Source organism: Microbacterium sp. K41 (assembly GCF_004794395.1).
Classification (GTDB): domain Bacteria; phylum Actinomycetota; class Actinomycetes; order Actinomycetales; family Microbacteriaceae; genus Microbacterium; species Microbacterium sufflavum.
Genome location: NZ_SSDO01000324.1, coordinates 1 through 5,777, shown reverse-complemented (window position 1 = coordinate 5,777; position 5,777 = coordinate 1). Strand labels below are relative to the sequence as shown.

At 72.6% G+C, this 5,777-nt stretch carries 7 protein-coding genes; 3 read left to right on the top strand and 4 right to left on the bottom strand.

Annotation, left to right across the window (positions count from 1 at the left end):
* Positions 1-43: 43 nt before the first annotated feature.
* On the bottom strand, positions 44-709 hold the full coding sequence (locus tag DW309_RS09370) for a M15 family metallopeptidase (protein WP_136045217.1): 666 nt from the start codon (positions 707-709) through the stop codon (positions 44-46).
* Between the two features lie 87 nt (positions 710-796).
* Between DW309_RS09370 and DW309_RS09365 the strand changes: the two genes are divergently transcribed.
* The 3 genes from DW309_RS09365 to DW309_RS09355 are packed head-to-tail and all read left to right on the top strand — an operon-like array spanning position 797 to position 3,016.
* A complete protein-coding gene (locus DW309_RS09365; RefSeq protein WP_136033943.1) occupies positions 797-1,468 on the top strand; it encodes a response regulator transcription factor in 672 nt (223 codons plus the stop codon).
* Positions 1,469-1,478: 10 nt separating this feature from the next.
* Positions 1,479-2,543 (top strand): sensor histidine kinase, encoded by a 1,065-nt coding sequence (locus DW309_RS09360; protein ID WP_136033940.1) that lies wholly within the window; start codon positions 1,479-1,481, stop codon positions 2,541-2,543.
* 53 nt (positions 2,544-2,596) lie between these two features.
* Entirely contained in the window at positions 2,597-3,016 is a 420-nt protein-coding gene (locus DW309_RS09355; protein ID WP_136045216.1) for a hypothetical protein, read from the top strand.
* A 13-nt stretch (positions 3,017-3,029) separates the two neighbouring features.
* Here DW309_RS09355 and DW309_RS09350 read toward each other — a convergent pair whose 3' ends face one another.
* From DW309_RS09350 to DW309_RS09340, 3 genes are all read right to left on the bottom strand, one after another.
* Positions 3,030-4,547: an SDR family NAD(P)-dependent oxidoreductase gene (locus tag DW309_RS09350; RefSeq protein WP_136033936.1), complete on the bottom strand. Its 1,518-nt coding sequence runs from the start codon at positions 4,545-4,547 to the stop codon at positions 3,030-3,032.
* Positions 4,548-4,609: 62 nt separating this feature from the next.
* The gene (locus tag DW309_RS09345) at positions 4,610-5,368 is read right to left on the bottom strand and encodes an SDR family NAD(P)-dependent oxidoreductase (protein WP_136045215.1); all 759 of its coding nucleotides are present in this window, start codon (positions 5,366-5,368) and stop codon (positions 4,610-4,612) included.
* 17 nt (positions 5,369-5,385) lie between these two features.
* A partial coding sequence (locus DW309_RS09340) for an NAD(+)/NADH kinase (protein WP_205812719.1) occupies positions 5,386-5,777 on the bottom strand: 392 nt, incomplete at its 5' end.

Here is a 5,777-nt window from a genome sequence, read left to right as displayed (position 1 = left end):
CGGGCGACGGCGGAGTCGCGCAGGCCCCGGGCCGTCACCCGGGTCACGAGCGCATCCTCGGGTCTTCGGTGGGATCGGCATACATCTGCGGGCAGCCGTCCGCCGCAGCGTCGGGGCGCAGCTCGTAGTGCCAGGACTCGTTCGCATAGGTCTGGCACAGGCCGTAGCGCCAGCCGCGCTGCGCCAGCCAGTCGAGCGCCGGCAGTGGTCCCAGGTCGACCGCGTCACCGGACACGTGCGCGGAGGTCTGCGGCGTCGCGACCCAGCGGCGCGCCTCCGCCTCCGAGCCGTACTCGGCGATCGCGTCCTGCAGCATCCGCTCCTGCAGCTCGGCGGAGCGCCAGCCGCTGTTCACGCGGAACCCGACGCCGTCGACCTCGGCATCGCTCGCGGCCCGCTGCAGGGCGGCGAGCAGATCGGGGTCGAGGTTGCCGACGCTCGGCCGCTCCACGTCGAACACGGTCGGCTGGTCACCGTCGGCGATCGTGCCGTCCGCATCGCCGTGGTCGGTCCCCGCGCCGCCGGAAGACAGATCGGGGAACGGGGTCGGCGCCGGAGACGGGACGGTCCGTCCGGCGTCGGCGGAGGCGGCGGCCAGCGACTGCTGCACCGCGAGCGCGCCGAGGACGACGAGGGCCAGCGCCAGCAGCGCCGCACCGAGACGACGGCGACGCGACCGCGGTGGTCGGGGGTTCGTGCGGGTGTTCATGGTTCCAGTGAAGGAAGCGCGCGGTTGCGAGGGCGTATGCGCTTTTGCATACGTTCGCGATATACCGCGGTGCGTAGGATCACAGCCATGCGTGTGCTGATCGTCGAGGACGAGCCCTACCTCGCCGAGGCCGTCCGCGACGGGCTGCGCCTGGAGGCCATCGCGGCCGACATCGCGGGCGACGGCGACACCGCTCTGGAACTGTTGAGCATCAACTCGTACGACATCGCCGTGCTCGACCGCGACGTGCCCGGCCCCTCCGGCGACGACATCGCGCGGTGGATCGTCGCGTCCGGCAGCGGCATCCCGATCCTCATGCTCACCGCCGCCGACCGGCTCGACGACAAGGCCACCGGGTTCGAGATCGGCGCGGACGACTACCTCACCAAGCCGTTCGAGCTGCGGGAGCTGGTGCTGCGCCTGCGGGCCCTCGACCGGCGCCGCCAGCGCTCCCGGCCGCCCGTGCTCGAGGTCGCTGGTCTCCGGCTCGACCCGTTCCGCCGCGAGGTGTACCGCGACGACCGGTACGTGGCCCTCACCCGCAAGCAGTTCGCGGTGCTCGAGGTGCTCGTCGACGCACAGGGCGGCGTGGTCAGCGCCGAGGAGCTGCTGGAGCGCGCGTGGGACGAGAACGCGGACCCGTTCACGAACGCCGTGCGCATCACGGTGTCGTCGCTGCGCAAGCGTCTGGGTGAGCCCGGCATCATCCGCACCGTTCCCGGCGTGGGGTACCGGATCGAGGCGGACGCTGATGCCTAGGCGCCGGGGGATGAGCGCCCGGCTGAAGCTGACCCTCAGCTACGCCGGGATCGTCGTGGTGTCCGGGGTGCTGCTGCTCGCGGCCGTCGCGCTGTACCTGCTGCGGTACATCCCCGACGTGCAGATCATCGCCGACATCCGCGTGCCCAACCGCTCCGACCTCATCCGCGCGTTCGTGCCGGTGGCGATCGCGGTCATGGTCGCCCTGCTCGCGATCGGGCTCGGCGGCGGCTGGCTGCTCGCCGGACGCATGCTGGCGCCCCTCGAACGCATCAGCGACGCCGCCCGCCTCGCCGCCCAGGGGTCGCTGTCGCATCGGGTGCGCCTGGAGGGGCCGCGCGACGAGTTCCGCGACCTCGCCGACGTGTTCGACGGCATGCTCGAGCAGCTCGAGGCGCACGTGGCCGAGCAGCAGCGGTTCGCGGCGAACGCCTCGCACGAACTGCGCACGCCCCTCGCGATCTCGCAGACGCTGCTCGAGGTCGCCCGCGACGACCCCGACCGCGACGCGGAGGAGCTGATCGCCCGCCTGCGCGAGGTGAACACGCGCGCGATCGCGCTGACCGAGGCGCTGCTGCTGCTCAGTCGTGCGGAGCAGCGCACGTTCCCGCGGCAGCTGGTCGACCTCTCGCTGCTGGCCGAGGAGGCGGTGGAGGCGCTGCTGCCCCTGGCCGACCGCCGCGGGGTCGCGGTCGAGGTGGGTGGGGCCGCCGCGCCGATGCTCGGGTCGTCCGCCCTGCTGCCCCAGCTCGTCACGAACCTGGTGCTCAACGCGATCGTGCACAACCTGCCCAGCGGCGGGGCGGTGGCCGTGCGCACGCACATGATGCCGCAGGCCGTCGCGCTCGTCGTGGAGAACACGGGCGAGCGCCTGTCGGAGCACCGGATCGCGACGCTGGTGGAGCCGTTCCAGCGCGGGTCCGAGCGCACGCGCGACGACCACGCCGGTGCGGGGCTCGGGCTGGCGATCGTGCAGCGCATCACCGAGACGCACGGCGGCACCCTGGTGCTGACGCCGCGCGCCGAGGGCGGCCTCGTCGTGACGGTGTGGTTCCCCCTCCCGTACCCGCGCTGACCCCCGGGCCGCGGCGATCTCGCTGCACCGCGTCTGCACGATAGTGTTTCGCCATGATGCCCGAAAAGCCGCGCGAACGCGGTGCTCTCTCCCGCCGCACGATCGTCCACGCGGCGTGGGCCGCACCGGTCATCGCGTTCTCGGCCGCCGCTCCCGCCGCAGCCGCCTCGCTCGGCACCCCGGAGCTGACGCTCAGCGCCTTCGCCCTCGACGCGAACTACGCCTGGGGCACGGTCACCCTCTCCCGCCCCGGCACCGCCGATCTGACGCAGACGTTCGACTTCCAGGGCGACGGAGCCTCCGGCTGGGAAACGATCTACACGGGACAGTCGACGAACTCGTCGGGCTACTACGCCAGCACGCTCCCGCGGTCCGTGATCGGCGCGTACACGCAGCTCCGCGCGGTCGCCAGCGTCACCGGGTACGGCCCGGTCTCGAGCGCCCCCGTCGCCCTCTCTGACATCTGGGCCTGAGCCGTCCGGAGGGTCACCAGGGGCTGGGCTCGTAGTCCTTCAGGAAGACGCCGTGGATGTCCTCGCCCGCCTCGCCGCGCACGATCGGGTCGTACACGCGGGCGGCGCCGTCGACCAGGTCGAGCGGCGCGTGGAAGCCCTCTTCGGCCAGCCGGACCTTCGTGTAATGCGGACGCTCGTCGGTGATCCAGCCGGTGTCGACGGCGGTCATGAGGATGCCGTCCTTCTCGAGCATCTCCCCCGCGCTGGTGCGGGTGAGCATGTTCAGCGCGGCCTTCGCCATGTTCGTGTGCGGATGGCCCGGTCCCTTGTAGCGGCGGGAGAACTGCCCCTCCATCGCCGACACGTTCACCACGTACTTCCGGTGCGCGGACGACGCGGCCATCGAGGCGCGCAGACGGCTGATCAGCAGGAACGGCGCCGTCGTGTTGGCGAGCTGCACCTCCAGCATCTCCAGCGGATCCACCTGGTCGACCGACTGCACCCAGCTGTTGACGCGGTTCACGTCGGGCACGAGCCCGCCCGCGTCGATCGCCGTGCCGTCCGCGTGCTTCTCCAGCGACGACGAGCCGGGGGCCATCGCGAGCCGCGCGAGGTCTTCGGCCGTGAGCGCCTGCCCGCCCTGCTCCGCGACCGTGCCGCCGAGCGCCGCGACCGACAGCAGCGGGTGCGCATCCACCGATGCCTGCAGCGCCTGCGGATGCGGATCGGCGGTGTGGCCGAAGGTCTCCATCTCCGGCAGCGGCCCGTCGGGCAGGGGCTGCAGCTCCGCGTCGGCGAGCAGCGAGTACGCGCCCGGTGAGCGGCGCACGGTCTGCGCGGCGTTGTTGATGAGGATGTCGAGCGGCCCCTGAGCGGCGACCGAGTCGGCGAGCCCGATCACCTGGGCGGGGTCGCGCAGGTCGATGCCGACCACGCGCAGGCGGTGCAGCCAGTCGCTCGCGTCGGGCAGGGCCGAGAAGCGGCGCACGGCATCGCGCGGGAACCGGGTCGTGATGGTCGTGTGCGCCCCGTCGCGCAGCAGCCGCAGCGCGATGTGCATGCCGATCTTGGCGCGGCCGCCCGTGAGCAGGGCGCGCTTGCCGGTGAGGTCGGTGCGGGCGTTGCGCTTGCCGTGGCTGAAGCGCGCGCAGTCCGGGCACAGCTGGTGGTAGAACGCGTCGACCAGCGTGTACGGCTGCTTGCAGATGTAGCAGTTGCGCGGCTTGAGCAGCTCCCCCGCGATCGGGGCGTCGACCACGCTCGACGCGAGGTCGTTGCCGCGGGTCTCGTCGTCGATGCGGTCGGGCGCGCCCGTGGCGGTGCGGGCGACCACGGCCTTGTCGGCCTCGGCGATCGCATCGCGGATCTGCTTGCGGCGCACGCGCTTGACGTCTTTGAACATCGCGGCGGTCGCCTGGCGCACGGCGATGAAGTCGGGGTGCTCGTTGTCGATCGTGTGCAGCTCGCGGAGCACCCGCAGCGTCGTGGCGAGGTCGTCGGGGTCGATGCCGGGGCCCAGGTCGGGGGTGGCGTCGGGGGCATCGGTCATTGTGCCGATTTTACGCGAGTCGCCTGGGTGCCGACCCCGCGCCTCCGACGCCGTCCCGGCGCTCAGGCGATGCCGCCGCCGTCGACCACGAGGGCTGCGCCCGTGACGTAGGAGGAGTCGTCGCTCGCGAGCCACACCACGGCCTGCGCGACCTCCTCTGGCTCGCCCATGCGGCGCAGCGGGCGGTCGGCGGCCTCGGCCAGGAAGGAGTCCGCGTCCTGCGCGAGCTGGCGCGCCTCGTCCCGCAGCATGCCCGTGTTCACGTCGCCCGGGTTGACCGAGTTCACGCGGATGCCGGCGGGCCCGTGGTCGATCGCGAGCGCACGGGTCATGTTCACCACGGCACCCTTGGACGCGCAGTACGACAGGGCGCGACCGCCGCCCTTCAGACCCCAGCCCGAACCGGTGTTGACGATCGAGCCGCCGCCCGCGGCCTCCATGATCGGCACGACGTGCTTGCACATGAGGAAGATGGCGCGAACGTTCACGCCGAACACGAGGTCCCACTCGTCGACCTCGATCTCGACCGCGGTCTGGCGGCGGATGATGCCGGCATTGTTGAACACCACGTCGACCCCGCCGAACTCCTGCACGGCGGTCGCGACGACCCGCTCGATGTCGGGCTCGCGGGACACGTCGGCGGCGACCGCGACCGCCGTGCCACCGGCATCGCGGATCTCGGCGGCCACGGCCTCGGCCGCCTCGGCGTTCAGGTCGACCACGGCGACGTCGGCACCCTCCGCCGCGAGCGCGAGGCAGGTGGCACGGCCGATGCCGCCCGCGCCGCCGGTGACGATGGCCTTCTTGTTCTGGAGTCGCATGGGGGTCCTTTCGGGGGTCAGACGGGGGAGAGTTCGGGTGCGGTCACAGGGTAGAGACTGCTCGTGCCGACGCCGGTGACGACGCGGATGTGCCCGGCGAGCCGGGCGTCGAGCACGGGATCGCCCGTGTCGACGAGCAGGGGCCGGCCGTGCAGGTCGACGAGCTTCTGCTCGGGCGCGACGACCAGCAGGGGGTCGTCGCCGAGCGCACGGAGCACGGCCGCGGAGAGCTGCTGGTTGCCTCGGCCGAGCAGGAACCCCTGTCCGCCGATCACGGTCACCACGGCCTGCGCGGCGCCGAGCGCGAGTTCGTCCCGCAGCTGCCGTTCGCTCGCGCCGCGGACGAGGAGCCGCCCGTCGAGCACGACGTCGACCCCGAGGGGCGTGCCGTCGAGGCCGAGCTGCCGCG

Bases quoted from the DNA above. Each gene is read 5' to 3' on its own strand.
- DW309_RS09360 (WP_136033940.1), top strand. From the start codon at position 1,479: ATGAGCGCCCGGCTGAAGCTGACCCTCAGCTACGCCGGGATCGTCGTG.
- DW309_RS09350 (WP_136033936.1), bottom strand. From the start codon at position 4,547: ATGACCGATGCCCCCGACGCCACCCCCGACCTGGGCCCCGGCATCGAC.
- DW309_RS09345 (WP_136045215.1), bottom strand. From the start codon at position 5,368: ATGCGACTCCAGAACAAGAAGGCCATCGTCACCGGCGGCGCGGGCGGC.
- DW309_RS09365 (WP_136033943.1), top strand. From the start codon at position 797: ATGCGTGTGCTGATCGTCGAGGACGAGCCCTACCTCGCCGAGGCCGTC.
- DW309_RS09355 (WP_136045216.1), top strand. From the start codon at position 2,597: ATGATGCCCGAAAAGCCGCGCGAACGCGGTGCTCTCTCCCGCCGCACG.
- DW309_RS09370 (WP_136045217.1), bottom strand. From the start codon at position 709: ATGAACACCCGCACGAACCCCCGACCACCGCGGTCGCGTCGCCGTCGT.